Source organism: Streptomyces sp. bgisy159 (assembly GCF_057707805.1).
In genome coordinates this window covers 85,992-112,476 of the sequence record NZ_JBYIQX010000017.1, presented here as the reverse complement: position 1 = coordinate 112,476, position 26,485 = coordinate 85,992, and the positions used below count along the sequence as shown (strand labels likewise).

Sequence of the window (26,485 nt, the reverse complement as noted above, 5' to 3'; positions counted from 1 at the left end):
CCGGGGGCGGCCGAGGGTCAGCCCTCGGCCCGGGTCAGCATCCGCCCCAGCACCGCGCGCTGCACCGGCAGCACCTCGCCGTGCAGCGCGCGCCCCTTGGCAGTGAGGGCCACCCGTACCCCGCGCCGGTCCTCCGGACACATGCGTCGCTCGACCAGGCCGTCCTTCTCCAGGCGGGCCACGAGACGGGACAGGGCGCTCTGGCTGAGGTGGATGTCCTCGGCGATCTCCTGCACCCGGTAGCCGACACACGGGTCCTCGTCGTCGTCGGCGAGGACGTCGAGCACCTCGAAGTCGCTGGCACACAGCCCGTGCCCGCCGAGGGCCCGGTCGAGTTCGCACTGGGTGCGCGCGTGCAGCGCGAGCAAGTCCCGCCACTGCCGCACCAGCGCCTGCTGGTCGCCCTTCGTCGCCGCCATGCCGGGCACCGTAGCAGAGCACCGAGTTCATTGCACGCGAATTAAATGCACTTGCATTCGATGCACGCGCATGCAATTGTCCTCGGCATGACCTCTCCGCTCCCCTCCTCCGCGTCCCCCGCCCCGGCGGTCCGCTGGACCCCCCGGCTGTGGGGCACGCTGCTGGTGCTGTGCGCCGCGATGTTCCTCGACGCGCTGGACGTGTCGATGGTCGGCGTGGCCCTGCCCTCGATCGGCGCCGACCTCGACCTGTCCACCTCGACCCTGCAGTGGATCGTCAGCGGCTACATCCTCGGCTACGGCGGGCTGCTCCTGCTCGGCGGCCGGACCGCCGACCTGCTGGGCCGGCGCCGGGTCTTCCTGGTCGCCCTCGGCGTGTTCGCGCTCGCCTCGCTGCTCGGCGGACTGGTCGACTCGGGTCCGCTGCTGATCGCCAGCCGCTTCATCAAGGGGTTGAGCGCCGCCTTCACCGCCCCGGCCGGTCTGTCGATCATCACGACGACGTTCCCCGAGGGCCCGCTGCGCAACCGCGCCCTGTCCATCTACACCACCTGCGCGGCCACCGGCTTCTCCATGGGCCTGGTGCTCTCCGGCCTGCTCACCGAGGCCAGCTGGCGCCTGACGATGCTGCTGCCGGCCCCGATCGCGCTGCTCGCCCTGCTCGCGGGCCTGAAGCTGCTGCCGCACAGTGAGCGCGAGCGCGACCACAACGGCTACGACATCCCCGGCGCCGTCCTCGGCACCGCCTCCATGCTGCTGCTGGTCTTCACCGTCGTCCAGGCGCCGGAGGCAGGCTGGACGTCCGCACGGACCCTGCTGTCGTTCCTGGCGGTGGCCGTGCTGCTGACGGCGTTCGTGCTGGTGGAGCGGCGCTCGCCCGGTCCCCTGGTCCGGCTCGGCGTGCTGCGCTCGGGCCACCAGATCCGCGCCCAGCTCGGCGCCATGGCCTTCTTCGGCTCCTACGTCGGCTTCCAGTTCCTGGCCACCCTGTACATGCAGTCGCTGCTGGGCTGGTCCGCGCTGCACACCGCGCTGGCCTTCCTTCCGGCGGGCGCGCTGGTGGCGGTCTCCGCGACGAAGATGGGCGCGGTCGTCGACCGGTTCGGCACCCCGCGGCTGATCACCGTCGGCTTCGCGCTGATGGCCACCGGCTACCTGCTGTTCCTGCGGGTCGACCTCGACCCGGCGTACGCGGTGGTGATCCTGCCGTCGATGCTGCTGATCGGCGCGGCGTGCGCGTTGGTCTTCCCCTCGCTGAACATCCAGGCCACCAACGGGGTCGACGACCACGAGCAGGGCATGGTGTCCGGGCTGCTCAACACCTCGGTGCAGGTGGGCGGCGCGATCTTCCTCGCGGTGGTCACGGCGGTGGTGACCGCCCACGCCCCGGCCGACCCCACCCCGCAGGCCGTGCTGGACAGTTACCGCCCCGGGCTGACGGTGACGACGTTCATCGCCCTCGCCGGCCTGCTGATCTCCCTGACCGGCCTGCGCACCCGGCGCGCGCGGCCGTCGGTGGTGGTCGCCCGGTCCACGGTGCAGGAGGCGCACGCGGACCGGGTGCCGGTCCGCGACTGAGGGGGACGCCTCCGCGACGGTGCCCGGTGGGCTCTTGGCCCGCCGGGCACCGGTCTGTGAGACTGCGTCATATGACCGAGCAGACAGGACGACGCAGCCAGGCCGACCGTGACGCGATCACCGTGGAGATCGGGTACGCGCTGTGCAGCGCCGCGTTCGCCGCGGCGGTCGTCTTCGGCGCGGTCGCGGGACCGGCGTTGCTGTTCCGGCTTCCGCAGCCGGTCGAATGGCTGCTCCCGCGCGCCGGACTCGCCCTCGCGGCCCTGCTGTTCCCGGCCCGGGTGATCTCCGTACTGCTCCGGTTCCGGCCGGGTGCTCAGCCCAGCCAGCCCGGCCGCACCAACCCCGACTCGTAGGCCAGCACCACCAGTTGGGCCCGGTCCCGCACCCCCAGCTTGACCATCGTGCGGCTGACGTGGGTCTTCGCGGTGAGCGGGCTGACCACCAGCCGCCGGGCGATCTCCTCGTTCGACAGGCCGATGCCGACCAGCGCCATCACCTCCCGCTCCCGCTCGGTGAGCCGGGCCAGCTCCCCGGCGGCCGCCGGCTCCTTGGACCGGGCGGCGAACTCCGCGATCAGCCGCCGCGTCACGCCCGGGGACAGCAACGCGTCCCCGGCGACCACGGCCCGCACGGCGCGCAGCAGTTCGTCCGGTTCGGTGTCCTTCACCAGGAAGCCGGAGGCGCCCGCGCGGATCGCCTCGAAGACGTACTCGTCCAGTTCGAAGGTGGTCAGCACGACCACCCTCACCCCGGCCAGTTCCGGGTCCCCGGTGATCCGCCGGGTGGCGGCCAGCCCGTCGAGCAACGGCATACGGATGTCCATGAGGACGACGTCGGGCCGCTGCTCACGCGCCTGGCGCACCGCCTCCTGCCCGTCGGCGGCCTCGCCGGCCACCTCGATGTCGGGCTGCGCGGCCAGCAGCGCCCGGAACCCGGCCCGGACCAGGGACTGGTCGTCAGCGAGCAGTACCCGGATCACTGGTCCTCCCTGGACTTCCCGTTCAGCGGCAGTACGGCGAGCACGCGGAACCCGCCGTCCGGGCGCGGTCCCGCCTCGATCGTGCCACCCAGCGCGGCCGCCCGCTCCCGCATTCCCGCCAGCCCGTGGCCACTGCCCCCGGCGTCGGCGCCGGTCGCGGGCCCGTCGTCGTCGATCCTCAGCCGCACCTGCCGGCCCGCCCGGTCGACGCTCACCCGTGCGCGCCGGGAACCCGAGTGCCGGACGACATTGGTGAGGGCCTCCTGGACGATCCGGAAGGCGGCGAGGTCGGCGCCCGCGGGCAGCCGAGGCGCCGCCCCCTCCACCTCGACCGTCAGGCCGGCCCGCGCCGCCTGCTCCACCAGTTCGGGCAGCCGGTCCAGGCCGGGTGCGGGGGCGCGCGGGGCGTCACCGGGCGTACGGAGCGTGCCGAGCACCTGGCGCACGTCGCCGAGGGCCTCCTTGCTCGCGGACCTGATGGTGGTCAGGGCCGTGCGCGCCTGCTCGGGGTCGGAGTCGAGCAGGGCGAGGCCGACGCCGGCCTGGACGTTGATGACGGAGAGGCTATGCGCGAGGACGTCGTGCAGTTCGCGGGCGATGCGCAGCCGTTCCTCGTCCGCACGGCGGCGGGCGGCCTGGGCCCGCTCCGCGCGCTCGCGGGCCCACTGCTCGCGCCGGGTGCGGGCCAGCTCGGAGAGCGCCGCGATCACCACGACCCAGGTGGCGACCAGGAACTCCTGCCCGAGGGGCGCGGCCGTGTCCCCGGACGGCGGCAGCCACCGGTACAGCCACTGGGCGACCAGCACGTGAACGGCCCACAGCATGCCGACCGCCGACCAGGCGGCGGCGCGATGCCCGGCGACGACGGCGGAGAAGAAGGCCACGGCCACCGTGAGCAGGACGGGCCCGTACGGGTAGCCGGCGCCCAGGTAGAGCGCGGTGGCGGCGGCCGTGCCGAACAGCACGGCCACGGGCCGGCGCCGCCGCCACAGCAGCAGGGCGGCCGACACGAACAGCAGCACCCGCGCGAACGCGTCGAGCCCGGCCCGCTCCCCCGCCTGCGCGTGCGCCGCGAAGGCCGAGCCGACCAGCACGAAGACGGTGATCACCGCGGTGGACCGCCAGGGCAGGGGCGGGGTGCCGGTCCCTTCCGCGCGGTGGTGGGGCCCCGGCGGGCCGTACCGCCACGGCAGGCCGTGCCGCCGCGCCCCGCCGGGGTCGCCCGTGGGCGGCTGCTGTTCCTCCATGTCCGCCACGCTAGACGGCCCGCGCCGTGGCGGGCGTCAGCCGGGCGAGGTGATCACGCGTACTCCCCCGGAAGTACGGACGGCCGGAGCCGGTACCCTGCACACTGCTCTGCGGGGGACAGGTGATCCCCCGCACGCGATCACATCGGGTACCGGGAACCGGAGAACGGGGACCGGAGAACGGGGACACACCATGGCGTCATCGCCGTACTACCGCGAGGGCAGCGCGCTGACGGTTCGGTTCAACCGTCTGGTCGGCTGGCTGGCCCGGCACGGGGTGAGCATCGCCGGCTCGGCGGAGCTGTCGGTGCGGGGCCGCAAGAGCGGCCGGATGCAGCGGATCCCGGTCAACCCGCACACCTACCGGGACGCGCTGTACCTCGTGTCGGCGCGGGGCCACTCCCAGTGGGTGCGCAACATGCGCGCGGCCGGCGGCGGAGAGCTGCGGGTGGGCCGCAGGGTCCGGACGTTCACCGCGGTGGAGCTTCCCGACGAGGAGAAGCTCCCCCTGCTGCGGTCCTACCTGGAGAAGTGGGGCTGGGAGGTCAACCAGTACTTCCAGGGCGTCACGGCGAAGTCCTCCGACGAGGAGATCGGCGCGGCGGCCCCGGACCACCCGGTCTTCCGCATCACGATCGAGAAGTGACCCGCCCCGCTCACTCGGTCTCGTCGGCCGGGGCCGGCGCCGCCCGCCGGTCCAGCGCGTTCAGGGCGCGCTGGGCCAGCGGATGACTGCGGACCAGCTCTCCGAGCGAGGTGGCGCCCCGGGTGATGTCCGTGAACGCCCGCCAAGCAGGCCGGAAGCCGGTCAGGGCGGCGTGGAAGACCCCGGGGCGCCGCTCGAAGATCGCCAGCATCCGCTTGCCGACGGCCATCTCCACGCCCAGCCCCGCCTTGACGGCGAAGGCGTAGTTCAGCGCCTGGCGCCGGGTGTCCACCGCGTCGTGCGCCTCCGCGATGCGCACCGCCCACTCGCCGGCCAGCCGGCCCGAGCGCAGCGCGAAGGAGATGCCCTCCCGCGTCCACGGCTCCAGCAGCCCCGCGGCGTCCCCGCAGACCAGCACGCGCCCGCGGGAGAGCGGTGAGTCGTCGGCACGACAACGGGTCAGGTGCCCGGAGGAGAGGCTCGGTTCGAAGCCGGCGAGGCCGAGCCGGCCGATGAAGTCCTCCAGGTACCGCTTGGTCGCGGCGCCCTCGCCGCGACGCGAGATGACCCCGACCGTCAGCGTGTCGCCCTTGGGGAAGACCCAGCCGTAACTCCCTGGCATCGGGCCCCAGTCGATGAGGACCCGGCCCTTCCAGTCCTCGGCGACGGTCTCCGGCACCGGGATCTCCGCCTCCAGGCCGAGGTCCACCTGGTCCAGCTTGACGCCGACGTGCGCTCCTATGCGGCTGGCGCTGCCGTCGGCGCCGACCACCGCGCGGGCCAGCACCGTCTCGCCGCCCTGCAGGACGACCGCGACCGTGCGCCGGTCCGGCACCGCCGAGCCGTGCTGCTCCACCCGGGTCACGGTGACGCCCGTACGCAGCTCGGCGCCCGCCTTCTGGGCGTGCTCGACCAACTGCTGGTCGAACTCGGGGCGGTTGATCAGCCCGAAGAGCATCTGCCGGGAGCGGCGGGTGCGGGTGAAGCGGCCGTTGTGGGAGAAGGTGACGGCGCGCACCCGGTCCCGCAGGGGCAGTTCGAAGCCGGGCGGCAGGGAGTCGCGGGAAGGTCCGATGATGCCGCCGCCGCAGGTCTTGTAGCGGGGCAGCTCCGCCTTCTCCAGCACCAGTACGGTCCGCCCCGCGACCGCCGCCGCGTACGCGGCCGACGCTCCCGCGGGTCCCGCGCCCACCACGACGACGTCCCATACCTGCCGCACGTCGTCCGCCGAAGAGTTCTCGCTGCTCACGATGGTCTACTGCTCCCGATCCAGCCGCCTGCCGCTTCCGTCCCCCGCATCCTACGGCGGAGATCGCCGAGGTCCGCGTGGCAGGATCGACCGGGAGATGCCCGGGGCTCCGCCGGGCGCGTACCCTCGCACGGTCGCCCGCACACACGTGCGCGCGTGGAGTACAACGTCGCACCCACAAGGAGCGTGCCCATGTCGTCGAATCCGATCGCCGAGACCATCGCCTCGCTGATGCCCCGGGCCAAGGCGGAGCTCACCGAACTGGTGGCCTTCAAGTCGGTGGCGGACTTCGACCAGTTCCCGAGGAGCGAGAGCGAGGCGGCCGCCCGCTGGATCACGGACGCGCTGACCGCCGAGGGCTTCGAGGACGTCGCACTGCTCGACACGCCGGACGGCACCCAGTCGGTCTACGGCTGCCTGCCCGGCCCGGCGGGCGCGCGCACCGTGCTGCTGTACGCGCACTACGACGTACAGCCGCCGCTGGACGAGTCCGGCTGGACCACGCCGCCGTTCGAGCTGACCGAGCGCGACGGCCGCTGGTACGGGCGCGGCACCGCCGACTGCAAGGGCGGTCTGATCATGCACCTGCTCGCACTGCGCGCCCTGAAGGCGAACGGCGGTGTCCCGGTGCACGTCAAGGTGATCGTCGAAGGCTCGGAGGAGCAGGGCACGGGCGGCCTGGAGCGGTACGCCGAGGCGCACCCGGAGCTGCTGGCCGCCGACACCGTCGTGATCGGCGACGCGGGTAACTTCCGGGTCGGTCTGCCCACGGTGACCTCCACGCTGCGCGGCATGACCATGGTCCGGGTCCAGGTCGACACGCTGGCGGGCAATCTGCACTCGGGACAGTTCGGAGGGGCCGCGCCGGACGCGCTGGCCGCGCTGATCCGCGTACTGGACTCGCTGCGCGCGGAGGACGGCTCGACGACGGTCGACGGCCTGGGGCCGACGGCGTCCTGGGAGGGTCTGCAGTACGACGAGGAGCAGTTCCGCGCGGACGCCAAGGTGCTCGACGGGGTCGGCCTGACCGGCTCCGGCACGGTCGCCGACCGGATCTGGGCCCGGCCGGCGGTGACGGTCCTCGGCATCGACTGCCCGCCGGTGGTGGGGGCCACGCCGTCCGTGCAGGCGAGCGCCCGCGCGCTGATCAGCCTGCGGGTGCCGCCGGGTGTGGACGCGGCGGAGGCCGCCAAGCTCCTCCAGGCGCACGTGGAGGCGCACACGCCGTGGAACGCGCGCGTGCGCACCGAGCAGGTCGGCCAGGGTCAGCCGTTCAGCGCGGACACCGACAGCCCGGCGTACGCGGCGATGGCCGACGCGATGGCGGTCGCCTACCCGGGCCAGGAGATGCAGTACGCCGGCCAGGGCGGCTCCATCCCGCTCTGCAACACGCTGGCCGCCCTCTACCCGCAGGCGGAGATCCTCCTCATCGGCCTCAGCGAGCCCGAGGCCCAGATCCACGCGGTCAACGAGAGCGTGTCCCCCGACGAGCTGGAGCGCCTGTCGGTGGCGGAGGCCCTGTTCCTGCGCAACTACGCGGCGAGCTGACGGCTCTCACCGCACCCGGCACGGGTTCCCGGCAGCCGCCCGCGCCGGGAACCGCACCGCACCGTCACCCGCAGCGTCCAGGGCCCGCCGCATCGCGCACTCGGCCGTCGCCGCCCTCGTCACCCGGGTCTCGCAGGGCCGCTCCACGGCTTTCCGGCAGCGTCCTCGGGCGGCCGGCCGGAGGGCCTCAGCCGAGGGGGACGCCCGCCTCCAGGTAGAGGGCCGCGCCGCGTTCGCGGGCGCGCAGGGCCCAGCGAAGGCGTTCGTGGCGGACGGGGGGCAGCAGGTCGGCCGCCTCCGCCTCGGTGACGAAGCGCCAGGCGCGCAGTTCGGGGCCGGGCAGCAACAGGCCCTCCACCGCCTCCGGTTCGAGCCGGCCGCCGTCGAAGAGGAGGCGCAGGCCGCCGTAGCCGGGGGGCCGGGGCGGCTCCCAGTCGACCACGAGGAGCCGGGGCACCTCGTCGAGCCGGATGCCGGTCTCCTCCTCGACCTCGCGCATTCCGGCGCGGGCCGGCGCCTCCCCCGGTTCGACGACGCCGCCGGGAAACTCCCAGCCGGGCTTGTAGGTGGGATCGACCAGCAGCACCCGCCCCCGCTCGTCGAAGAGCAGCACCCCTGCGGCCAGCGTCTCCGCCGTGGGCTCGGGGGTCTGCACGATGTCGCTGACGCGCGCGGTGCCGGTACTGACCGCCTGCGCGATCCGGGTGGCGGCCTCGCGCGGGGTGAGCGCGCCGGTGTCCACGAGATGTGCGTCGGCGGCCAGCCAGGAACCCAGCGCCGCCCGGTACGGCTCGATGTGGTCGTAGGCCCACTGCCGGACCCGCATGTCTCCGTCGGGCAGGTCCGGCGGCACCTCGCGCCCGGCGATCCGGGCGCGCAGGATCGTTTCCGCCGGGGCCAGGAGCACATGCCGCACGGGTATTCGGCGGGCCGCGAGACCGCCGAAGATCTCGTCGCGGTACTCCTGGCGCAGCAGGGTCATGGGGACGACGAGGGTGCCGCCGACCTCGGCGATAAGCGCGGCCGCCGTGTCGATCACGAGGCGGCGCCAGATCGGGAGGTCCTGGAAGTCGCCCACCTCGGCGAGGTGTTTGGCCGGCAGCAGGTGCGCGAGCCCCGCTCCGATGACCTCGGGGTCGAAGAGCGTGCTGTTCGGGATCAGGTCGATCAGTTCCCGTGCGGTGGTCGTCTTCCCCGCACCGAACGCGCCGTTGATCCAGACGACGGTCACTTTTCCCCCTCTTCTGTTGGCCCCCTGAGGCTTGCCCGCTCCACCCTGCCACGGAAACCAGTTCCGGGAGACGACCCCCGAGAGCGAGCCACCGGAGACCCTACTGACGGGCGCCGGTGGCTCGCGACGGGCAGGGCCCGGTTCAGTCGGTCCGGACCGGCCCGCCCTCGTCCATGGCCAGGCTGTCGCTGGCGAGGGTGTGGTCGACGGCGCTGAGGGTGTCGTCCACGTTCAGGTCGCCGAGCATCGTGTCGTGTTCCAGCCCGTGGCTCGGGGTGATGGCCGCGACGACGAACCCGGTGGCGAGGGAGGCGATGGCCAGCATGCTGCGCTTCTTCATGCCGGGCTCAACTGCCCGGCGCCGCAGAGGTCACGGTGGTCCGACGAAGGGACGCGGGCCGGTGCGCCGTACGGCCGCGCCGTTCGGCGCACCGGCCCGCGCGCGGAGGTGCGGACGGCCCGGCGCTTTCAGGCGGTCACGGCAGGACCGCCTGAACGTTCCTGCGCACGCGCCAGTGCCGCCGCGGCCGCCCCGACCAGCCCCGCGTCCGTGCCCATCTGTGCCGGCACCACGCTCAGCCCCCGCACGAACGACAGCGTCGCGTAGTGCTCCAACGCCTCGCGCAACGGCGCGAACAGCACTTCACCCGCCTTGCCCACTCCCCCGCCGATCACCGCGACGTCGATCTCGACCAGGCTGGCGGTCGCCGCGATGCCCGCGGCCAGCGCCTGCGCGGCCCGCCGGAAGGAGGCCACGGCCACCGGGTCACCGGCCCGCGCGGCGGCGGCCACGGCGGCGGCGGAGACGTCGCCGTCGGCCCCCGGCCGCCAGCCGTCCGCCAGGGCGCGCCGGGCGATGTTGGGTCCGCTGGCGATGCGCTCGACGCAGCCCCTTCCCCCGCACGGGCAGGATGCGCCGTCGAGGTCCACGCTGATGTGACCGATGTGCCCGGCGTTGCCGGTGGGGCCGGGGTGCAGCCGGCCGTCGAGCACCAGTCCGCCGCCGACACCGGTCGACACCACCATGCACAGTGCGTTGTCGTGCCCGCGCGCGGCGCCCTGCCAGTGTTCGGCCGCCGTGATCGCCACGCCGTCGCCGATCAGTTCCACGGGCAGCCCACCGGTCACCGCCCGGACCCGTTCGACGAGCGGATAGGAGCGCCAGCCTGGGATGTTCACCGGGCTGACGGTGCCCGCGGACGCGTCCACGGGACCGGCGCTGCCGATGCCGAGCGCGCTCACGCGGTTCCACGGCGGCGACGCGGTCAGGCCGCCGAGCACCTCCTCGACGGCCCGCATGACGGTCTCGCCGCCCTCCCGGGCGGGCGTCGGGCGCTGCGTGCGGACCAGGATCGCGCCGTCGCCGTCCACCAGCGCTCCGGCGATCTTGGTGCCACCTATGTCGAGCGCGGCCACGAGGTCGGTGTACATGAGTCTGGGATCTCCCCGTCGACGTCAACCGGAAAATGGGCTGGCCGGTCCAGCGGTGGGGGACGTGGGCCGGAGATTGCGGTGGACAGTCTCCCCCGCATCTGACAACGTTGTCCAGGGCCTATGCTCGACGCCACATCCTCATACAAGGCAAGGGACTCACGCATCCTCGCGGGCGGCAGACCTGCGGGGAGCCGTCCGGGACGGTCGCGGAACGCGGCCGGCGCGGTCCGTGCGTCCCCGTGGACGACAGGACAGGACACCGCATCGTGCCCGAGACGCCCCGCCGTGCAACCCGTGTCGCCGACCGTGTCTCGGTGACCCGTTACGGCAACCGTCCCACCATGAAGGACGTGGCCGCCCGCGCCGGAGTCGGTCTGAAGACCGTCTCCCGGGTCGTCAACGGCGAGCCGGGCGTCACGCCGGAGACCGAGCGGCGCGTGCAGGAGGCCATCGACGCGCTGGGGTTCCGCCGCAACGACAGCGCGCGGGTACTGCGCAAGGGCCGTACGGCGAGCATAGGCCTGGTCCTGGAGGACCTCGCCGACCCGTTCTACGGCCCGCTCAGCCGCGCGGTCGAGGAGGTGGCCCGCGCCCACGGAGCGCTGCTGATCAACGGTTCCAGCGCCGAGGACCCCGACCGGGAGCAGGAACTGGCGCTGGCGCTGTGCGCGCGGCGGGTGGACGGACTGGTGGTCATCCCGGCCGGCGACGACCACCGCTACCTCGAACCGGAGATCCGCGCGGGAGTGGCGACCGTGTTCGTGGACCGGCCGGCCGGCCGGATCGACGCCGACTGCGTCCTGTCCGACAACTACGGCGGGGCCCGCGAGGGAGTCGCCCACCTCGTCGCGCACGGCCACCGGCGGATCGGCTTCATCGGCGACATGCCCCGCATCCACACCGCCGCCGAGCGGCTGCGCGGTTATCGGGCCGCTCTGGAGGACGCGGGTATCACCGTCCGGGACGCCTGGATGTCCCTCGGCGCCACCGATCCCGCGCGGGTGCGGCGGGCGACCGAGGAGATGCTGGCGGGGCCCGAGCCTGTCACCGCGGTCTTCGCGGGCAACAACCGGGTGACGGTCACCGTGATCCGGGTGCTCGCCGAGCGGCCCCGCCCGGTCGCCCTCGTCGGCTTCGACGACCTGGAGCTCGCCGATCTGCTGCAGCCCGGGGTCACGGTCGTCGCCCAGGACGCGGCGGCGCTCGGTCGGACAGCCGCCGAGCGGCTCTTCCGGCAGCTGGACGGCGCCCTGACGGTGCCGGAGCGCATCGAGCTGCCCACCCGGCTGATCGAGCGCGGTTCGGGCGAACTGCCGCCGGCCGACTGAGCGGCCCCCGTGGGCTCGCGAGGGGCCTCGTGCGCGCCCGCCGCCGACCGGTTCGCCGCCTACGGCGCCGAAGCCGTGAGATCACCGCGCCGGGGCGCCGCGAAGGACTCCAGGGCGGCCCGGCTCAACCCCGTCGCGGCCGACACCTCACCCGCGTCGAGCGCACCGCAGTCCAAGCCGCGCAGGAGGTAGCCGCTGAGCGCCTTGGCGGTGGCGGGCTCGTCCATGACGTCGCCGCCGGTCCGGCCGGCGTAGCGGGCGAGGCGGGCCGCGGCGGCGGCGAAGCCCTCGCGGTAGAAGGCGAAGACGGCCGCGTAGCGGGTCGGCAGGTGGCCGGGATGCATGTCCCAGCCCTGGTAGTAGGCGCGGGCGAGCGCGCGCCGGGTGAGGCCGTAGTGCAGCCGCCAGGCGTCATGGACCTTCTCCGTCGTCCCCACCGGGAGGACGTTGGTGGAGCCGTCGCACACGCGGACGCCGGTACCGGCGGCGGCGACCTGCATGACCGCCTTGGCGTGGTCGGCGGCGGGGTGGTCGCCGGCCTGGTGGGCGGCGGAGACGCCGAGGCAGGCGCTGTAGTCGAAGGTTCCGTAGTGCAGGCCGGTGGCCCGGCCCTCGGCGGCCTGGATCATGCGGGCCACGGTAGCGGTGCCGTCGGCGGCGAGGATGGCCTGGCTGGTCTCGATCTGGATCTCGAAGCCGAGGCGCCCCGGGGTGAGCCCGTGCGCCTTCTCGAACGCCTCCAGCAGCCGCACCAGGGCGGTGATCTGCTCGGGGTAGGTGACCTTGGGCAGCGTGAGCACCAGCCCGGCGGGCAGGTCGCCTGCCTTGGCCAGGCCGGTGAGGAAGATGTCGAGGGTGCGGATGCCCCGCTCGCGGACGGCGGCCTCCAGGCACTTCATGCGGATGCCCATGTACGGCGCCGCCGTACCCTCGGCGTACGCCTCGGCGACCAGGCGGGCCGCGCGGGCGGCGGCCTCGTCCTCCTCGGCGTCCGGGCGCGGCCCGTAGCCGTCCTCGAAGTCGACGCGCAGGTCTTCGACGGGTTCCCGCTCCAGCTTGGCGCGCACGCGCGTGTAGACGGGTTCGGCGAGGTCGTCGGGGAGGCCCAGGACGGCGGCGAAGGCGGCGGCGTCCGGGGCGTGCTCGTCGAGGGCGGCGAGCGCCCGGTCGCCCCACGCACGGAGGGTGCCGGCATCGAAGAGGTCGCCGGGCACGTACACCGTGTGGACCGGCTGGCGGGTGCCCGGGTCGCCGGGGTAGCGACGCTCCAGTTCGGCGTCGACCGGCGCGAGGGAGGCGCTGATCTCCTGCCTGACGGCGTCCGCGAGGCTCGTCGCCACCGTCTCCTGCTGGCCCTGACCCATCCCAACACCCTCTCTTTTCCGTATTACGGAATCAACAATCCGCATAATGAAGCTAGCGGTGGATCTTCTCATGGGTCAACACCCAGCGGCCTCCCTTTCGCTCGCCATCCGCTCCCCCTCATCCTGACTCGGGTGTGGACGGAGCACACCGGACGGACGGCAGCGGGCCGAGGCGTCGCCCGGGAGGGCGCACCGTGCTCGCAGGCAGCCGTCACGCTCCCGCTGCTCACCTCCTCGCGTGCTTCCGGCGTCGCCCCTTCCCGGCGGCGCCCCCGGCCGGACCGGCCGTTGTTGGAGGTCAGCTCCGCGGGTTCCCCGGTTCGAGTTACCTGGGGCGCGGCCGTGCCGCGGGTGGTCGCCTGGGTGCGGTTCCGGGAGCGGCTCGGCGGTGGGCGGCGGGTCTGCGCCTTCGCCCGCGCCTCGACCACGCGCGCGTGCGGAGGCGCCGATCGCCCGGCGCGTGCCGCGCATCACCCGCTCAGGACCACTGGCGGTGAACGGCGGCTTCGGCGCACCCCCGCCCGCGGGGGGCGGGGTCCACGGCACCCTCCCGGGCGCCGGTCTCACCGACGCCCGGCCCGCTGCCGGGCGTCGCGGGTCGTCGTACGGCGCCTTCCACGGGTTCCGACCGCCGATGCCGGCCGGAAAGCGGAGCGCGACTGGATCCTCACGACACCCGACGTGACGGTGGCGCGGATCTCGTGGACACCTACGGATGGGGCGTGCAGGCGCCCAGCGACCATTCCCGGTGCGGGCGTCGCTGCGCCTGGGACGAGCCGAGGCCCCCGCGACCGGAGCGGTCGCGGGGGCCTCGTGCAGCCGGTGGCCGGCAGAGGAACCGGATGGTCAGCCCTTGCGGGTCTTGATCTCCTCGGTCAGCTGCGGGACGACGTCGAACAGGTCGCCGACGACGCCGTAGTCGACCAGGTCGAAGATCGGGGCCTCGGGGTCCTTGTTGACCGCCACGATCGTCTTCGAGGTCTGCATGCCGGCCCGGTGCTGGATGGCGCCGGAGATGCCGTTGGCGATGTAGAGCTGCGGCGAGACCGACTTGCCGGTCTGGCCGACCTGGTTGGTGTGCGGGTACCAGCCGGCGTCCACCGCGGCACGGGAGGCGCCGACGGCCGCGCCGAGGGAGTCGGCGAGCGCCTCGACGATCGCGAAGTTCTCGGCGCCGTTGACACCGCGGCCACCGGAGACCACGATCGCGGCCTCGGTCAGCTCCGGACGGCCGGTCGACTCACGCGGCGTACGGCCGGTGACCTTGGTGCCGGTGGCCTTGTCGGAGAAGGTCACGTCCAGGGCCTCGACGGCACCGGCGGCCGGGGCGGCCTCGACGGCGGCGCTGTTCGGCTTGACGGTGATGACCGGGGTGCCCGTGGTGACGCGGGACTTGGTGGTGAAGGACGCGGCGAACACCGACTGGGTGGCCACCGGGCCCTCGTCGCCGGCCTCCAGGTCGACGGCGTCGGTGATGATGCCGGAGCCGATGCGCAGCGCCAGCCGGGCGGCGATCTCCTTGCCCTCGGCGGAGGAGGAGACCAGCACGGCGGCCGGGGACACGGACGCGTAGGCGGCCTGCAGGGCGTCCACCTTCGGCACGACCAGGTAGTCGGCGTACTCGGCGGCGTCGTGGGTGAGGACCTTCACCGCGCCGTGCTCGGCGAGCGTTGCGGCGGTGTCCGCGGCGCCGTTGCCGAGCGCCACGGCGACCGGCTCGCCGAGGCGGCGGGCCAGGGTCAGCAGCTCCAGGGTGGGCTTGCGGACGGCACCGTCCACGTGGTCGACGTAGACGAGGACTTCAGCCATGGGACTTCTTCTCTCCTGCTTGCGGAAGTTGAGGGGCGGTCAGCGGTTGCGGGCCTCAGATGAACTTCTGGCTCGCGAGGAACTCAGCGAGCTGCTTGCCGCCCTCGCCCTCGTCCTTGACGATCGTGCCGGCCGTGCGGGCCGGGCGCTCGGCCGCGCCGTCGACCTTGGTCCAGGCGCCCTCCAGGCCGACCTCCTCGGCCTCGATGTCGAGGTCGGACAGGTCCCAGGACTCCACCGGCTTCTTCTTGGCGGCCATGATGCCCTTGAAGGACGGGTACCGGGCCTCACCGGACTGGTCGGTGACCGACACGACGGCCGGCAGCGACGCCTCCAGCTGCTCGGAGGCGGCGTCGCCGTCGCGGCGGCCCTTGACCGTGCCGTCCTCGACGGAGACCTCGGAGAGCAGCGTGACCTGAGGAACACCGAGGCGCTCGGCCACCAGGGCGGGGACGATGCCGCCGGTGCCGTCGGTGGAGGCCATGCCGGAGACGACCAGGTCGAACCCGGCCTTCTCGATGGCCTTGGCCAGAACCAGGGAGGTGCCGATGGCGTCGGTGCCGTGCAGGTCGTCGTCCTCGACGTGGATGGCCTTGTCGGCACCCATGGACAGCGCCTTGCGCAGGGCGTCCTTGGCGTCCTCGGGGCCGACCGTCAGGACGGTGACCTCGACGTCGTCGTCGGAGTTCTCGGAGATCTGCAGCGCCTGCTCGACCGCGTACTCGTCCAGCTCGGAGAGCAGGCCGTCCACGTCGTCCCGGTCGACGGTCAGGTCATCGGCGAAGTGCCGGTCGCCAGTGGCGTCGGGCACGTACTTCACAGTGACAACGATCCTCAAGCTCACGCCGGCTCTCCTACTGCATCGTCAGTTCTCGGCTGCCTACTTGCAGGCAGCATAGGCGCCTGAAGCGGCCGTTCCCGGTTCGGGGCGACCCACGCTCCGACCGAAATATTACTCGTCAGTACACCCAGTTCGTTCCCGCTAAGCAAGCGCTTTGAACTGTGACCTTTGCAACGCAGCGTAACCGGAACCCGACGACTTCGCAGGCCCGGCGCCCGTGATCAATCACGCAGCGCGGTGAAGGCACCCTGGTGGTAGAGCAGGGGCCGGCCGGCACCCGTGGGGTCACCCACGACCACTTCGGCCAGCACGATGCGGTGGTCGCCGGCCGGCACCCGGGCCACCACCCGGCACACCAGCCAGGCCAGCACGTCGTCGAGGACGGGGACCCCCTCGGGGCCCTCGCGCCAGGAGGTCGGCGGGCCGAAGCGGTCGGCGCCGCTGCGGGCGAAGGTGGCGGCCAGGTCCCGCTGGTGCTCGGAGAGTATGTGCACGCCCACGTGGTCCGCCCGGGACACGGCGGGCCAGCTGGAAGCGCGGGTCCCGATACCGAAGGAGAGCATCGGGGGGTCGGCGGAGACCGAGGTCAGCGAGGTGGCGGTGAAACCGGCCGGACCGCCGGCGCCGGGCGCGGTGATCACGGCGACTCCGGCCGCGTGCCGCCGGAAGACGGAGCGCAGGAGCTCCGGGGAGCCGAGCCGGGCGGTGCCGAGGTCGGGCAGGGCCGTCATGGAGTGGTCCTTCTGCGAGAGGTGACGTGGGTGTCCGGGGCTGCTCAACGGCCCGGACAGCACGCGCTCGCGGTACGGAGCAGGTCGACGTGGACCCGTCCGTGGAGAAGGAGTTCCTGACGCATACGGTCAGGCTGACGACAGGCAGCGTGTCCAGTCAAGTACGTACCGCGATGTGGGAGATGGCTCACTGACCGGCCGTACGCGCCCCGGAACCGCTCACAACGCCCGGCCGAGAGCCGCGATGACGTCCGCCTTGCGGGGCTGACCGGCGGCCCGCCGCACGATCCGGCCGGCGGCGTCGAGGACCAGCACCGTCGGCGTCCGTACGACGTCCAGCTCCCGGACCAGGTCGAGCCGGGCCTCCGCGTCGATCTCCAGGTGGGCCACGCCGGGCACCAGGCCGGCCACCTCGGCCAGCACCCGCCGCGTGGCCCGGCAGGGCGCGCAGAAGGCGGTGGAGAACTGTACGAGCGTGGCGCGCTCGCCGAGTTCGCCGCCCAGCCGGTCGGCTCCGAGCCGCCGGTCCTCGTCGTGCCCGCGCACACCCGCCTCCCACCTGGTCGCTCCTGCTTCCGTCGAGGATAGGAGGTCCCGGCACGGACGTGACGAGAATCTCGCCGCCCACGGGCACGAGGACTGGCTGTCCGGCCGTTGATGGGGCACGATCTGCGAAAGCCGTAAACCTACGGCTGCGTAACTTTCCGCGCCGGAGAGACCCCTCTTCCAGGCTGTGAGAGAAGAAGGAAGGGTCCGCCCCGCACATGGCAGAGCTTGTGTACCGTCCCGTCGTCGGTCTCGCGAAGACGATGTTCAAGATCTGGGACCTCAAGATCGACTGCACCGGGTCGGAGAACATCCCGCGCACGGGCGGGGCGGTGCTGGTCAGCAACCACATCAGCTACCTCGACTTCATCTTCGACGGTCTGGCCGCGCTCCCGCAGAAGCGCCTGGTGCGCTTCATGGCGAAGGAGTCGGTGTTCCGGCACCGGATCTCCGGCCCGCTGATGCGCGGCATGAAGCACATCCCCGTGGACCGCGGGCAGGGCGAGGCCGCCTACGCGCACGCCCTCGACTCGCTGCGGGCAGGCGAGATCGTCGGCGTCTTCCCGGAGGCCACGATCTCGCAGTCGTTCTGCCTGAAGAGCTTCAAGTCGGGTGCCGCCCGGCTCGCCCAGGAGGCCGGCGTCCCGCTGGTCCCGATGGCCCTGTGGGGCACCCAGCGGCTGTGGACCAAGGGCCACCCGCGCAACTTCCGGCGCAGCCACACCCCCATCACCATCCGGGTCGGCGAGGCGATCGAGGCGTCCAAGGACAAGTACGCGGGCGCCATCACCCGCCAGCTGCGCGAGCGCGTCCAGGAGCTGCTGGAAGCCGCGCAGCGCGCCTACCCGGTCCGCCCCAAGGGCCCGGAGGACACCTGGTGGATGCCCGCCCACCTGGGCGGGACCGCGCCGACTCCGGAGCAGGTCCGCCAGGCCGAGGCCGGCTGACCCCCTACGACGGTCCGCGCACGGCGGGCGACAGGGTCCGGGCGGTGAACCGGAGGCCGGCCGGGGCCTGACGCCGCCCGCGAACGACCGGCAGGCCGAACGCGCCACGGGGGCGAGGAATGCGGCGCCGAGTCGGTGAGCGGCAGCGGCAGCGGCGCGACCGTGGCGGTCGCGGCGGGCGGCGCCGGCACCACGACGCGCCGAGCAGCCGGTGCCCGCGCAGCACCGCCGCCCACAGACCGACCCGACCGGACGGGATCCGCCGCGCGCACCCGGGTCCCGGCGAAGCCCCGCACGGCCGCGGTGGGCACGCCTCACCGCGGCCCCCGTGGCGGGCCGGGAGCCCGGCCACGCGGTGGTGGCCACCCGCGCCGACGGCGGCCGGCGTCAGATGGCCGGCTTCCTCGGATCAGCGGGAGCCGCTCACCGGACCGGTGTGACGGCGCGCAGCGCGGTCGGCAGGGTCGCCCAGAGCTCCGGCAGGTCGGAGGCCGCCCGCAGGGCTCGCACGACGTCCGGGTGGGGGGCGGCGTACAGCTCGGGGTGGTCGCACTCGTCGGCGGCCGGGTCGGGAACGAAGGCCGGCCGCTCGCCGTCCAGGGAGAACTGCGCGTCGATCCCGGGTTTGTTGCCGCGCGGGTCCTGGCGGTGCCAGGACCCGCGGAAGCGTACGGCGACCAGGCCGTGGACCACGTCGAAGCTCTGGTAGCACAGCGCGGTCGGGATGTCCTCGGCCCGCAGCAGGGCGGCCAGCGCGTGGGCCTTGGCGTAGCAGATGCCGGTGCCCAGGGCGAGGACGTCGGAGGCGCGCCAGGTGACGCGCGGGTCGCCCGAGTCCTGGGAGTGGGGGATCGCGTCGCGGACGAACTCGAAGGCGCTCCGCGCATAGTCATACGAATCCGCCGCGCTCTTGGCGAGTCGCGAGGCTGTGTCACGGACCACCGGGTGGTGGTGGTCGATGACCTCGTCGGCGGCCAGATATGCGGATAGGTCAGGGTCCGTCTGGATCAGCTGCATGCCCCGAGAGCATAGGAAAGCGATCACCTGACAGTCAATGACTTTTCAGGTGACCGCATACCTATGCAGTGAGCTCGGCGACTACCGCGCCATCTCCTCCTTGAGGGCCGCGACGAACGCGTCCACGTCCTCCTCGGTCGTGTCGAACGCGCACATCCAGCGCACCACCCCGGCCGCCTCGTCCCAGAAGTAGAAGCGGAACCGCTTCTGCAGGCGCTCGCCGACCTCGTTCGGCAGCTTGGCGAAGACGCCGTTGGCCTGCACCGGGTACAGGACCTCCACCCCGTGCACCGCGCGGACGCCCTCCGCGAGGCGCTGGGCCATCTCGTTGGCGTGGCGGGCGTTGCGCAGCCAGAGGTCCTTGGCGAGCAGGGCCTCCAGCTGCACCGAGACGAAGCGCATCTTGGAGGCGAGCTGCATGGACAGCTTGCGCAGGTGCTTCATCCGGCGCACGGCGTCCTGGTTGATGACGACGACGGCCTCGCCGAACAGCGCGCCGTTCTTCGTCCCGCCCAGGGACAGGATGTCGACGCCGACCGCGTTGGTGAAGGTGCGCATGGGCACGTCCAGGGACGCCGCCGCGTTGGCTATCCGGGAGCCGTCGAGGTGGACCCTCATGCCGTGCGCGTGGGCGTGCTCGCAGATCGCGCGGATCTCGTCGGGCGTGTAGAGGGTGCCCAGCTCGGTGCTCTGGGTGATCGAGACGACCTGCGGCATCGCGCGGTGCTCGTCCTCGAAGCCCCACGCCTGCCGGTCGATCAGCTCGGGCGTGAGCTTGCCGTCCGGCGTGGGCACGGTGAGCAGCTTCAGGCCGCCCATCCGTTCGGGCGCGCCGCCCTCGTCCACGTTGATGTGGGCGCTCTCGGCACAGATCACCGCGCCCCAGCGGTCGGTGACCGCCTGGAGCGCGACGACGTTGGCCCCGGTGCCGTTGAAGACCGGGAAGGCCTCGGCGGTGGGGCCGAAGTGACCGCGGATGATCCGCTGGAGGTTCTCGGTGTAGTCGTCCTCGCCGTACGCCACCTGATGGCCGCCGTTGGCCAGGGCCAGGGCGGCCATCACCTCCGGGTGCGCTCCGGCGTAGTTGTCGCTGGCGAAACCGCGGACCTCCGGGTCGTGATGACGACGCGCGTCGGTCCTGGGAGGGTTCACGGCTTCTCGGTGAGCCACAGGCGCTGTCCGTTCACTTCGGCGGCGGGCTTGTCCCAGACACCCACGATGGCCTCGGCGAGGTCGTTGACGTCCGTGAAGCCCGCGAACTTCGCGTTGGGGCGGTCGGCGCGCATCGCGTCGTGCACCAACGCCTTCACCACCAGGATGGCAGCCGCCGACGTGGGCCCCTGCTCGCCCCCGGCCTTGCGGAAGTAGTCGGCCATGGCCAGTGTCCACGCCTCGGCGGCCGCCTTGCCGGCGGCGTAGGCGGCGTTGCCCGCGGTGGGCCTGGTCGCGCCCGCCGCGCTGATCAGGACGTACCGCCCGCGTTCGCTGCGCTGCAGCGCCTCGTGGAAGGCGAGCGAGGTGTGCTGCACCGTACGGATCAGCAGCAGCTCCAGGAAGTCCCAGTCGTCCAGACTGGTCTTGGTGAAGGTCTCGCTGCCGCGCCAGCCGCCGACGAGATGGACCAGGCCGTCGACGCGGCCGAACTCCTTCTCGGTGCGGTTGGCCCAGTCACGGGTCGCGTCCAGGTCGAGCAGGTCGACGGTCTCGCCGGTGACGGTCGCACCTCCCCGCGCGTACCGGGCCGCGTCCACGGCCTCCGACAGCCGCTCCGGGTCGTTGTCGGCGCCGACGACGGTCGCACCCGCCTCCGCCAGCCGCAGCAGTGCCGCCCGGCCGGCCGGACCGCCCGCGCCGGCAACCGCGATCACCGCACCGCTGAGAGCCCCGTTCCCCATGGTCTTCGCCTCCGTAGCAGTGTTCTGGACGGGGTCGCTCACGCGGCGGCCCGCTCGGCGCCGGCCGCGGTGATGCCCCGGGTAGAGGCGATCACATGCTTGAGCTTCTTGGCCAGCGCCTCATAGAACATGCTCAGCGGAAACTCGTCCGGAAGCACGTCATCGACGAGCTTGCGCGGCGGCTGGCTCAGGTCCAGGGCGTCCGGGCCCTTGGCCCACTTCGAGCCGGGGTGCGGCGCGAGGTACGTGGAGACCAGCTCGTAGCCCGCGAACCAGTGGACGAGCTTGGGCCGGTCGATGCCGTCCCGGTACAGCTTCTCGATCTCGCCGCACAGCTGGTTGGTGACCTCGGGGGCCCGCTGCCAGTCGATGTGCAGCTTGTTGTCGGTCCAGCGGACGACATCGTGCTTGTGCAGGTAGGCGAAGAGCAGCTGGCCGCCGAGTCCGTCGTAGTTGCGCCGGCGGTCGCCGGTGACCGGGAAGCGGAACATGCGGTCGAACAGCACGGCGTACTGCACGTCGCGGGCCTGCGGGACGCCGTCGGCCTGCAGCTTCACGGCCTCCTTGAAGGCGGTGAGGTCGCAGCGCAGCTCCTCCAGGCCGTACATCCAGAACGGCTGGCGCTGCTTGATCATGAAGGGGTCGAACGGGAGGTCGCCGTGGCTGTGGGTGCGGTCGTGGACCATGTCCCACAGGACGAAGGCCTCCTCGCAGCGCTTCTGGTCGTGGACCATGGCGGCGATGTCCTCGGGCAGGTCCAGGCCGAGGATGTCGACGGCGGCCTCGGTGACCCGGCGGAAGCGGGCCGCCTCGCGGTCGCAGAAGATGCCGCCCCAGGTGAAGCGCTCCGGCGCCTCGCGCACCGCGATGGTCTCCGGGAACAGCACGGCCGAGTTGGTGTCGTAGCCGGACGTGAAGTCCTCGAAGGTGATGCCGCAGAACAGCGGGTTGTCGTAGCGGGTGGACTCCAGCTCGGCCAGCCAGTCCGGCCACACCATGCGCAGCACGACCGCTTCGAGATTGCGGTCGGGGTTGCCGTTCTGGGTGTACATCGGGAAGACGACGAGGTGCTGCAGACCGTCGCGGCGGTCGGCGGCGGGCTGGAAGGCCAGCAGGGAGTCCAGGAAGTCGGGAACCTCGAAACCGCCCTCGGCCCAGGCCCGGAGGTCCTTGACCAGGGCCTGGTGGTAGTCGGCGTCGTGGGTGAGCAGCGGGGAGAGCTCCTCGACGGCCTCGGTCACCTCGCGTACGGCGGCCTCGGCGTCGGCGCGCTCGGGGGCACCGTCCGCGGTGAAGTCGATCGAGCCGTCCGTCGACTGCCAGGGCCTGATCCGCTCCACGGCATCCTTGAGCCGGGGCCAGGCCGGGTGCTCCACCACCCTGCTCACCGGAGGAACCTGCCCCTCCGTACCCGCCTGCACAAGAATTTCCGTCATGTCCCATCCTCCACGGGAGAAGCTGCCGTGGGGACACCGTAGGCACAGAAGGATGCCTACAGCAAGGGGGCCGTCAGTAAATCGTCCTGCTCAAACCCATGGTCACCGCAGTTTTTCCTGTCGGTCATCGGTCAGACGGCTACTTCCCCACCCCGGTGACGTGCATGCGAACTCCGGTGTACGAACGGGTACATGGCGTGCGAAGAGCACCAGGCCGCGGCTCCGGCCGCCGTCGTCCACCGGAAGCGAGGCGACCTTGAACTTCCTCACCATCGGTCATCGCGGGGTCATGGGCGTCGAGCCCGAGAACACCGTCCGCTCGTTCGTCGCCGCCGAGCAGGCCGGCCTCGACGTCATCGAACTAGATCTGCATCTGAGCAAGGACGGCGCGCTCGTCGTCATGCACGACGCGGACGTGGACCGCACGACCGACGGCACCGGGCCGATCTCCGAGCAGACCCTCGCCGAACTGCGCACCCTGGACGCGGGGCGCGGGGAGCGCGTACCGGTGTTCGAGGAGGTCCTGGACGCGGTGCGGGCACCGCTCCAGGCCGAGATCAAGGACGTGCGGGCGGCGCAGGCGCTGGCCGAGGTCATGCGCGCCCGGGACCTGGTCGACCGGGTGGAGGTGCTGTCCTTCCACGACGAGGCGCTCGCCGAGATCACCCGGCTGGTGCCGGGGGTACGCACGGCACTTGTGGGCAGCCGCTACAGCACGGACGTGGTGGACCGGGCCGCGGCGGTCGGCGCGGCCACGCTCGTCCTCAACATCCGGCGGCTCACCCTGGAGATCGTCGAGCTGGCCCGCAGACGGGACCTGCGCGTCTTCGGCTGGGTGGTGAACACCCAGGAACAGCTGCGGCTGGTGCGCGCACTGGGCCTGGACGGCGCCACCACCGACTACCCCGAGATCAAGCGCACCGGCCGCTTCACCGCGTGAGCGTCACACCAGGGACTTGACCAGCAGCTCGAACTGCAGGTCGGAGCGGAGCGGCACACCGAAGCGCTCGTCGCCGTACGGGAAGGGGGTCAGCTCCCCCGTACGGCGGTAGCCGCGCCGCTCGTACCAGGAGATGAGGTCCTCGCGCACCGAGATCACCGTCATGTGCACGGCCGTGACGCCCCAGGCCGCGCGGGCCTGCCGCTCCGCCTCGGCGAGGACGGTCCGGCCCAGGCCCTCGCCCTGCAGGGCAGGGCTGACCGCGAACATGCCGAAGTAGGCGTGGTCGTCGCGGTGCTCCAGCCGGCAGCAGGCGATGATCGCGCCTTCGCGTTCGAAGACCAGTAGCCGGTTGCCGGGCGTCCTGAGGACCTGTCGCACCTCCTCCGGGTCGGTGCGCTGCCCGTCCAGGATGTCCGCCTCGGTGGTCCAGCCGGTCCGGCTGGTCTCCCCGCGGTAGGCCGACTCGACCAACGCGACCAACGCGTCCACGTCGGCGTCGGTGGCGTCACGGAAGACGGGGGCGGTGGTGGAGGTGGAGGTGGAGGTGGCGCTGTCCATACGGCGTGTCTCCGGTCTTGGCGGTGCTGCTGGGGCACCGATGAGGGTAGCGCCGCCACTAGGGTGCGGATGCATGGTCCACGTACTGAGCAGCCGCGTCCTGCTGCGGCCCACCGACCCCGAGCGCTCCCGTGACTTCTACGGCCGTCGCCTCGGCCTCGCCGTCCACCGCGAGTTCGGCACGGGCCCGGAGCGCGGCACCGTGTACTTCCTGGGCGGCGGCTTCCTGGAGCTCTCCGGCCGCGCAGAAGCACCGCCGGACGGCTCGGTGCGGCTGTGGCTGCAGGTGGAGGACGCGGCGGCGGCCCACGAGGAGCTGTGCGCCGAGGGGGTGGACATCGTCCGGCCTCCGGTGAAGGAGCCGTGGGGGCTGGTGGAGATGTGGGTCGCGGACCCCGACGGCACGCCGATCGTGCTCGTGGAGGTCCCGGCGGACCATCCGCTCCGCTACCGGCCGGGTCTGTGACACCGGTCCCCGGCGCAGGTTTGCGCTGGAGCGCGCTCCAGCTCCTGGCGTCGTCGGCATGCAGTACCGCCGTGGCGAGACGCGCCGGCTGGGCGCGGACGCCGGGACCGACCCGCGAGAGGAGGCCGTGGTCACGGCGGTGCTGGAGATCGCGGAGCAGGCGGCTGGAGCCCGGCCCAGGTGGCGCCGGCCTGGTTGCTGCGGCGGCCGGGGAACATCGTGCCGATCGTCGGTGCCACCCTGCAGAGCCGGCTCGCCGACAACCTCGGCTGTCTCGACGTAGACCTGGACGCGGACGCCGTGGCCCGGCTGGACGAGGTGAGCGCGGTGCCGCTGGGCTTCCCGCACGACTTCGTACGCTTCCCGGAGGTCGTCGGGACCGTCTACGGCGACCGGTGGGCGGAGATCGACGACCGGCGCTCCACCCACCGGCGCACAGTGCGCGAGGTGCCCTGACGCCCCGGTCACGAAACACCGGACGGGCGGCGCCCACTCACCACCCCGCCTGCCGTGCTCCCGCGAGTGCTCCCGTACACCCCCTTGCGCTCGCGTGCGCTCCGCCCGCCCCGGGCATCGCATCCAGCGACGGGAACGCACTGCGGCGGGGAGGTAGGCGTGCACGGACCGACATCGCCCGGCTGGATGCTCGTGGCGCTGTGCGCGCTGACCGGGTCCTACTGTGTGCTGCGGATGCGCAGCAGGGTCCCGGAGCAGCGGCGCGCCGCGGGCGGGGAGGCTCTGATGGGCTTCGGCATGGCCGTGATGGCCGTGCCGGCCGCGGTGTTCCCGCAACCCGGATGGGCGTGGCCGGTCTACGCGGTGGTGTTCGGCGCGGCAGGGCTGAACGCGCTGTGGTCGGCCCGGACCGACGCCCACCACCTGCACCATCTGGTCGGCGCGGCGGCGATGGTCTACATGGCGGTGGTGATGGCCGCCGTGCCGGAGCAGGCCCACGGGCACGGACACGGGCACGGACACGGGGCCGGCGGCTCCGGGGTACCGCTGCTGACCGGCGCCCTGCTGCTGTACTTCGCCGCCTATGTGCTGGTGACGGGGGCCCGGCTGCTGCCGGCGGCGGCCGGCGGCGGTGGCGGGGGTGCCCCAGTGCGCTGGGGCGACCGGCCGGAACTGGCACGAGCCTGTCGGCTTTCGATGGGCATCGGCATGCTGGCGATGCTGCTCGCGATGTGAGGGTGCGCCGCCGGGCCCCTCGTGGTCTGTGTCACTTTGCCGTCCGCAGACGTACCGCCGGGCGGCGCGCCGCTCATAGGCTGCCGTTCATGATGTTGCCCGCGGTCCTGCTGCTGATCGGCGCGCTGACCGCCGTCGGGGCACCCCGGGTGCTGGCCCGGGCCGACTGGCCGGACCGGGAGCCGGTGGTCGCGCTGTGGGTGTGGCAGTGCGTGGTGGCGGCGGTGCTGGTGTGCTGCGCGCTGTCGATGACGTTGAGCGCGGCGGCCGCCTGGCAGGCGGTGCGCGGGCACGTGTTCGCGCCGGCGCCGGAATCGGTCGTGGAGGCCTACGCCCTAGGCGCGGCCGGTCCCTGGGCGGCGGCCACGGCTGTGGCGCTCGCCCTGGGCGGGCTGTGGAGCGGCGCGATGCTGGTGCGGGAGGTCGCGGGCGCCCGGCGCCGGAATCGCCGTGGACACGCCGAACTGCTGCTTCGGGCACCGCTGTTGCCCGGAGAGGAACCGGACGCCGGGCGGCTGGTGGTGCTGGAGGGTGAGCGGCCGGACGCCTGGTGGCTGCCCGGAGCCCCGCCCCGGCTGGTGGTGACCACGGCCGCGCTGCGCCGTCTCAAGGGACGTCAGCTGGACGCCGTACGGGCCCACGAGGAGGGTCACGCGCAGGCCCGGCACCACTGGCTGCTGCACTGCTCGGCCGCGCTGGCGGGCGGCTTTCCGCAAGTGCCGGTTTTCGCGGCGTTCCGGGGCGAGATGCACCGGCTGGTGGAGCTGGCCGCCGACGACATGGCCTCGCGCCGCCACGGCCGGCTGACGGTCGCGCTGGCGCTGGTCGAGCTCAACGAGGACCGGGGGGCGTTCGCCGCCTCCCCCGCCCCGCGGGGCCATCTGCCCGAGCGGGTGCATCGGCTGCTGACCCCACCGGACCGGCTGAGCGCGGTCCGGCGCATGGGGCTGGCGACGACCGCGGCGTTGGCGCCGGTGGTGCCGGTTCTGGTGACGTTCGCCCCGGCGCTGGGTGCTCTGCGGTAGATCCATCCCGAACGGCTGGGTGTTCTGCGTTTGATCTCGAACGGCTCGGTGTTC

28 protein-coding genes and 1 pseudogene are annotated in these 26,485 nt (G+C 72.9%); 11 read left to right on the top strand and 18 right to left on the bottom strand.

The window, feature by feature from the left end; genetic code table 11:
* Window positions 1-17: 17 nt before the first annotated feature.
* Window positions 18-419 (bottom strand): MarR family winged helix-turn-helix transcriptional regulator, encoded by a 402-nt coding sequence (locus tag AC3ET3_RS18670; RefSeq protein ID WP_435612501.1) that lies wholly within the window; start codon window positions 417-419, stop codon window positions 18-20.
* Between the two features lie 87 nt (window positions 420-506).
* Here AC3ET3_RS18670 and AC3ET3_RS18665 point away from each other — a divergent pair, with 87 nt between their 5' ends.
* Both AC3ET3_RS18665 and AC3ET3_RS18660 read left to right on the top strand, forming a co-directional pair.
* Window positions 507-1,997 carry an MFS transporter gene (locus AC3ET3_RS18665; protein WP_435612500.1) on the top strand — a complete coding sequence of 497 codons (1,491 nt, stop codon included), beginning with the start codon at window positions 507-509 and terminating at the stop codon, window positions 1,995-1,997.
* Window positions 1,998-2,068: 71 nt separating this feature from the next.
* A complete protein-coding gene (locus AC3ET3_RS18660; RefSeq protein WP_432136183.1) occupies window positions 2,069-2,353 on the top strand; it encodes a DUF6332 family protein in 285 nt (94 codons plus the stop codon).
* Here the strand turns inward: AC3ET3_RS18660 and AC3ET3_RS18655 are convergent.
* Window positions 2,314-2,979 (bottom strand): response regulator, encoded by a 666-nt coding sequence (locus AC3ET3_RS18655; protein WP_435612499.1) that lies wholly within the window; start codon window positions 2,977-2,979, stop codon window positions 2,314-2,316. The two genes, AC3ET3_RS18660 and AC3ET3_RS18655, sit on opposite strands and share 40 nt — an antisense overlap.
* Window positions 2,976-4,226 (bottom strand): sensor histidine kinase, encoded by a 1,251-nt coding sequence (locus tag AC3ET3_RS18650; RefSeq protein ID WP_432158530.1) that lies wholly within the window; start codon window positions 4,224-4,226, stop codon window positions 2,976-2,978. The genes AC3ET3_RS18655 and AC3ET3_RS18650 overlap by 4 nt, the downstream gene beginning before the upstream one ends.
* Before the next feature lie 193 nt (window positions 4,227-4,419).
* Between AC3ET3_RS18650 and AC3ET3_RS18645 the strand changes: the two genes are divergently transcribed.
* Window positions 4,420-4,872: a nitroreductase family deazaflavin-dependent oxidoreductase gene (locus AC3ET3_RS18645; RefSeq protein ID WP_432136180.1), complete on the top strand. Its 453-nt coding sequence runs from the start codon at window positions 4,420-4,422 to the stop codon at window positions 4,870-4,872.
* 10 nt (window positions 4,873-4,882) lie between these two features.
* On the opposite strand, the gene AC3ET3_RS18640 is transcribed toward AC3ET3_RS18645, so the two are convergent.
* Window positions 4,883-6,121 carry a geranylgeranyl reductase family protein gene (locus tag AC3ET3_RS18640; RefSeq protein WP_432136179.1) on the bottom strand — a complete coding sequence of 413 codons (1,239 nt, stop codon included), beginning with the start codon at window positions 6,119-6,121 and terminating at the stop codon, window positions 4,883-4,885.
* Window positions 6,122-6,313: 192 nt separating this feature from the next.
* On the opposite strand from AC3ET3_RS18640, the gene AC3ET3_RS18635 reads away from it, so the two are divergent.
* Window positions 6,314-7,669: a dipeptidase gene (locus AC3ET3_RS18635; RefSeq protein WP_435612498.1), complete on the top strand. Its 1,356-nt coding sequence runs from the start codon at window positions 6,314-6,316 to the stop codon at window positions 7,667-7,669.
* 187 nt (window positions 7,670-7,856) lie between these two features.
* On the opposite strand, the gene AC3ET3_RS18630 is transcribed toward AC3ET3_RS18635, so the two are convergent.
* From AC3ET3_RS18630 to AC3ET3_RS18620, 3 genes are all read right to left on the bottom strand, one after another.
* Window positions 7,857-8,900, bottom strand: coding sequence for an NUDIX hydrolase (locus tag AC3ET3_RS18630; protein ID WP_432136177.1), 1,044 nt, complete (start codon window positions 8,898-8,900; stop codon window positions 7,857-7,859).
* A 142-nt stretch (window positions 8,901-9,042) separates the two neighbouring features.
* Window positions 9,043-9,240 carry a hypothetical protein gene (locus AC3ET3_RS18625; protein WP_432136176.1) on the bottom strand — a complete coding sequence of 66 codons (198 nt, stop codon included), beginning with the start codon at window positions 9,238-9,240 and terminating at the stop codon, window positions 9,043-9,045.
* 128 nt (window positions 9,241-9,368) lie between these two features.
* Entirely contained in the window at window positions 9,369-10,331 is a 963-nt protein-coding gene (locus tag AC3ET3_RS18620) for an ROK family protein (protein ID WP_435612497.1), read from the bottom strand.
* 269 nt (window positions 10,332-10,600) lie between these two features.
* On the opposite strand from AC3ET3_RS18620, the gene AC3ET3_RS18615 reads away from it, so the two are divergent.
* On the top strand, window positions 10,601-11,662 hold the full coding sequence (locus tag AC3ET3_RS18615; RefSeq protein WP_432136174.1) for a LacI family DNA-binding transcriptional regulator: 1,062 nt from the start codon (window positions 10,601-10,603) through the stop codon (window positions 11,660-11,662).
* A gap of 59 nt (window positions 11,663-11,721) precedes the next feature.
* Here the strand turns inward: AC3ET3_RS18615 and AC3ET3_RS18610 are convergent, their stop codons facing one another.
* The 6 genes from AC3ET3_RS18610 to AC3ET3_RS18585 all read right to left on the bottom strand — a co-directional run bounded on the left by AC3ET3_RS18610 (window position 11,722) and on the right by AC3ET3_RS18585 (window position 16,953).
* Complete coding sequence (locus AC3ET3_RS18610) at window positions 11,722-13,026, bottom strand: DUF6986 family protein (RefSeq protein ID WP_435612496.1); 1,305 nt, start codon at window positions 13,024-13,026, stop codon at window positions 11,722-11,724.
* Window positions 13,027-13,872: 846 nt separating this feature from the next.
* Window positions 13,873-14,835: an electron transfer flavoprotein subunit alpha/FixB family protein gene (locus AC3ET3_RS18605; protein WP_432136172.1), complete on the bottom strand. Its 963-nt coding sequence runs from the start codon at window positions 14,833-14,835 to the stop codon at window positions 13,873-13,875.
* Between the two features lie 55 nt (window positions 14,836-14,890).
* Entirely contained in the window at window positions 14,891-15,679 is a 789-nt protein-coding gene (locus tag AC3ET3_RS18600; protein WP_432136171.1) for an electron transfer flavoprotein subunit beta/FixA family protein, read from the bottom strand.
* Between the two features lie 218 nt (window positions 15,680-15,897).
* Window positions 15,898-16,407 (bottom strand): flavin reductase family protein, encoded by a 510-nt coding sequence (locus tag AC3ET3_RS18595; protein ID WP_432157405.1) that lies wholly within the window; start codon window positions 16,405-16,407, stop codon window positions 15,898-15,900.
* A 44-nt stretch (window positions 16,408-16,451) separates the two neighbouring features.
* Complete coding sequence (locus tag AC3ET3_RS18590; RefSeq protein ID WP_432136240.1) at window positions 16,452-16,532, bottom strand: putative leader peptide; 81 nt, start codon at window positions 16,530-16,532, stop codon at window positions 16,452-16,454.
* Window positions 16,533-16,626: 94 nt separating this feature from the next.
* Window positions 16,627-16,953 (bottom strand): TlpA family protein disulfide reductase, encoded by a 327-nt coding sequence (locus AC3ET3_RS18585; protein ID WP_432157406.1) that lies wholly within the window; start codon window positions 16,951-16,953, stop codon window positions 16,627-16,629.
* Window positions 16,954-17,171: 218 nt separating this feature from the next.
* On the opposite strand from AC3ET3_RS18585, the gene AC3ET3_RS18580 reads away from it, so the two are divergent.
* The gene (locus AC3ET3_RS18580) at window positions 17,172-17,900 is read left to right on the top strand and encodes a lysophospholipid acyltransferase family protein (RefSeq protein WP_435612495.1); all 729 of its coding nucleotides are present in this window, start codon (window positions 17,172-17,174) and stop codon (window positions 17,898-17,900) included.
* Between the two features lie 423 nt (window positions 17,901-18,323).
* Here the strand turns inward: AC3ET3_RS18580 and AC3ET3_RS18575 are convergent, their stop codons facing one another.
* The 4 genes from AC3ET3_RS18575 to AC3ET3_RS18560 all read right to left on the bottom strand — a co-directional run bounded on the left by AC3ET3_RS18575 (window position 18,324) and on the right by AC3ET3_RS18560 (window position 22,248).
* On the bottom strand, window positions 18,324-18,917 hold the full coding sequence (locus AC3ET3_RS18575; protein ID WP_435612494.1) for a transglutaminase domain-containing protein: 594 nt from the start codon (window positions 18,915-18,917) through the stop codon (window positions 18,324-18,326).
* Window positions 18,918-18,998: 81 nt separating this feature from the next.
* Window positions 18,999-20,069 (bottom strand): threonine aldolase family protein, encoded by a 1,071-nt coding sequence (locus tag AC3ET3_RS18570; protein WP_432157408.1) that lies wholly within the window; start codon window positions 20,067-20,069, stop codon window positions 18,999-19,001.
* On the bottom strand, window positions 20,066-20,812 hold the full coding sequence (locus tag AC3ET3_RS18565) for an SDR family NAD(P)-dependent oxidoreductase (protein WP_432136165.1): 747 nt from the start codon (window positions 20,810-20,812) through the stop codon (window positions 20,066-20,068). Before AC3ET3_RS18565 ends, AC3ET3_RS18570 begins: the two co-directional genes overlap by 4 nt.
* Window positions 20,813-20,850: 38 nt before the next feature.
* Window positions 20,851-22,248 carry a DUF6421 family protein gene (locus AC3ET3_RS18560; RefSeq protein WP_432136164.1) on the bottom strand — a complete coding sequence of 466 codons (1,398 nt, stop codon included), beginning with the start codon at window positions 22,246-22,248 and terminating at the stop codon, window positions 20,851-20,853.
* A gap of 256 nt (window positions 22,249-22,504) precedes the next feature.
* Here AC3ET3_RS18560 and AC3ET3_RS18555 point away from each other — a divergent pair, with 256 nt between their 5' ends.
* The gene (locus AC3ET3_RS18555; RefSeq protein WP_435612493.1) at window positions 22,505-23,188 is read left to right on the top strand and encodes a glycerophosphodiester phosphodiesterase; all 684 of its coding nucleotides are present in this window, start codon (window positions 22,505-22,507) and stop codon (window positions 23,186-23,188) included.
* Between the two features lie 3 nt (window positions 23,189-23,191).
* Here the strand turns inward: AC3ET3_RS18555 and AC3ET3_RS18550 are convergent, their stop codons facing one another.
* On the bottom strand, window positions 23,192-23,749 hold the full coding sequence (locus AC3ET3_RS18550; RefSeq protein ID WP_432136162.1) for a GNAT family N-acetyltransferase: 558 nt from the start codon (window positions 23,747-23,749) through the stop codon (window positions 23,192-23,194).
* Window positions 23,750-23,822: 73 nt separating this feature from the next.
* Between AC3ET3_RS18550 and AC3ET3_RS18545 the strand changes: the two genes are divergently transcribed.
* The 4 genes and pseudogenes from AC3ET3_RS18545 to AC3ET3_RS18530 all read left to right on the top strand — a co-directional run bounded on the left by AC3ET3_RS18545 (window position 23,823) and on the right by AC3ET3_RS18530 (window position 26,431).
* A complete protein-coding gene (locus tag AC3ET3_RS18545; protein ID WP_432157410.1) occupies window positions 23,823-24,215 on the top strand; it encodes a VOC family protein in 393 nt (130 codons plus the stop codon).
* A gap of 40 nt (window positions 24,216-24,255) precedes the next feature.
* Window positions 24,256-24,671: pseudogene (locus AC3ET3_RS18540) on the top strand (aldo/keto reductase); the annotation flags it as partial.
* A 159-nt stretch (window positions 24,672-24,830) separates the two neighbouring features.
* A complete protein-coding gene (locus AC3ET3_RS18535) occupies window positions 24,831-25,406 on the top strand; it encodes a DUF5134 domain-containing protein (RefSeq protein ID WP_432157411.1) in 576 nt (191 codons plus the stop codon).
* Between the two features lie 89 nt (window positions 25,407-25,495).
* Entirely contained in the window at window positions 25,496-26,431 is a 936-nt protein-coding gene (locus AC3ET3_RS18530; RefSeq protein WP_432136159.1) for a M56 family metallopeptidase, read from the top strand.
* Window positions 26,432-26,485: the final 54 nt, after the last annotated feature.

What these genes read in the sequence shown, in the direction of transcription:
- AC3ET3_RS18660 (WP_432136183.1), top strand. Translation starts at nt 2,069, where the DNA reads ATGACCGAGCAGACAGGACGACGCAGCCAGGCCGACCGTGACGCGATC.
- AC3ET3_RS18545 (WP_432157410.1), top strand. Translation starts at nt 23,823, where the DNA reads ATGGTCCACGTACTGAGCAGCCGCGTCCTGCTGCGGCCCACCGACCCC.
- AC3ET3_RS18565 (WP_432136165.1), bottom strand. Translation starts at nt 20,812, where the DNA reads ATGGGGAACGGGGCTCTCAGCGGTGCGGTGATCGCGGTTGCCGGCGCG.
- AC3ET3_RS18595 (WP_432157405.1), bottom strand. Translation starts at nt 16,407, where the DNA reads ATGACGGCCCTGCCCGACCTCGGCACCGCCCGGCTCGGCTCCCCGGAG.
- AC3ET3_RS18590 (WP_432136240.1), bottom strand. Translation starts at nt 16,532, where the DNA reads ATGCGTCAGGAACTCCTTCTCCACGGACGGGTCCACGTCGACCTGCTC.
- AC3ET3_RS18635 (WP_435612498.1), top strand. Translation starts at nt 6,314, where the DNA reads ATGTCGTCGAATCCGATCGCCGAGACCATCGCCTCGCTGATGCCCCGG.
- AC3ET3_RS18670 (WP_435612501.1), bottom strand. Translation starts at nt 419, where the DNA reads ATGGCGGCGACGAAGGGCGACCAGCAGGCGCTGGTGCGGCAGTGGCGG.
- AC3ET3_RS18575 (WP_435612494.1), bottom strand. Translation starts at nt 18,917, where the DNA reads ATGCAGCTGATCCAGACGGACCCTGACCTATCCGCATATCTGGCCGCC.
- AC3ET3_RS18645 (WP_432136180.1), top strand. Translation starts at nt 4,420, where the DNA reads ATGGCGTCATCGCCGTACTACCGCGAGGGCAGCGCGCTGACGGTTCGG.
- AC3ET3_RS18560 (WP_432136164.1), bottom strand. Translation starts at nt 22,248, where the DNA reads ATGACGGAAATTCTTGTGCAGGCGGGTACGGAGGGGCAGGTTCCTCCG.
- AC3ET3_RS18605 (WP_432136172.1), bottom strand. Translation starts at nt 14,835, where the DNA reads ATGGCTGAAGTCCTCGTCTACGTCGACCACGTGGACGGTGCCGTCCGC.
- AC3ET3_RS18665 (WP_435612500.1), top strand. Translation starts at nt 507, where the DNA reads ATGACCTCTCCGCTCCCCTCCTCCGCGTCCCCCGCCCCGGCGGTCCGC.
- AC3ET3_RS18550 (WP_432136162.1), bottom strand. Translation starts at nt 23,749, where the DNA reads ATGGACAGCGCCACCTCCACCTCCACCTCCACCACCGCCCCCGTCTTC.
- AC3ET3_RS18530 (WP_432136159.1), top strand. Translation starts at nt 25,496, where the DNA reads ATGATGTTGCCCGCGGTCCTGCTGCTGATCGGCGCGCTGACCGCCGTC.
- AC3ET3_RS18625 (WP_432136176.1), bottom strand. Translation starts at nt 9,240, where the DNA reads ATGAAGAAGCGCAGCATGCTGGCCATCGCCTCCCTCGCCACCGGGTTC.
- AC3ET3_RS18580 (WP_435612495.1), top strand. Translation starts at nt 17,172, where the DNA reads ATGGCAGAGCTTGTGTACCGTCCCGTCGTCGGTCTCGCGAAGACGATG.
- AC3ET3_RS18650 (WP_432158530.1), bottom strand. Translation starts at nt 4,226, where the DNA reads ATGGAGGAACAGCAGCCGCCCACGGGCGACCCCGGCGGGGCGCGGCGG.
- AC3ET3_RS18610 (WP_435612496.1), bottom strand. Translation starts at nt 13,026, where the DNA reads ATGGGTCAGGGCCAGCAGGAGACGGTGGCGACGAGCCTCGCGGACGCC.
- AC3ET3_RS18620 (WP_435612497.1), bottom strand. Translation starts at nt 10,331, where the DNA reads ATGTACACCGACCTCGTGGCCGCGCTCGACATAGGTGGCACCAAGATC.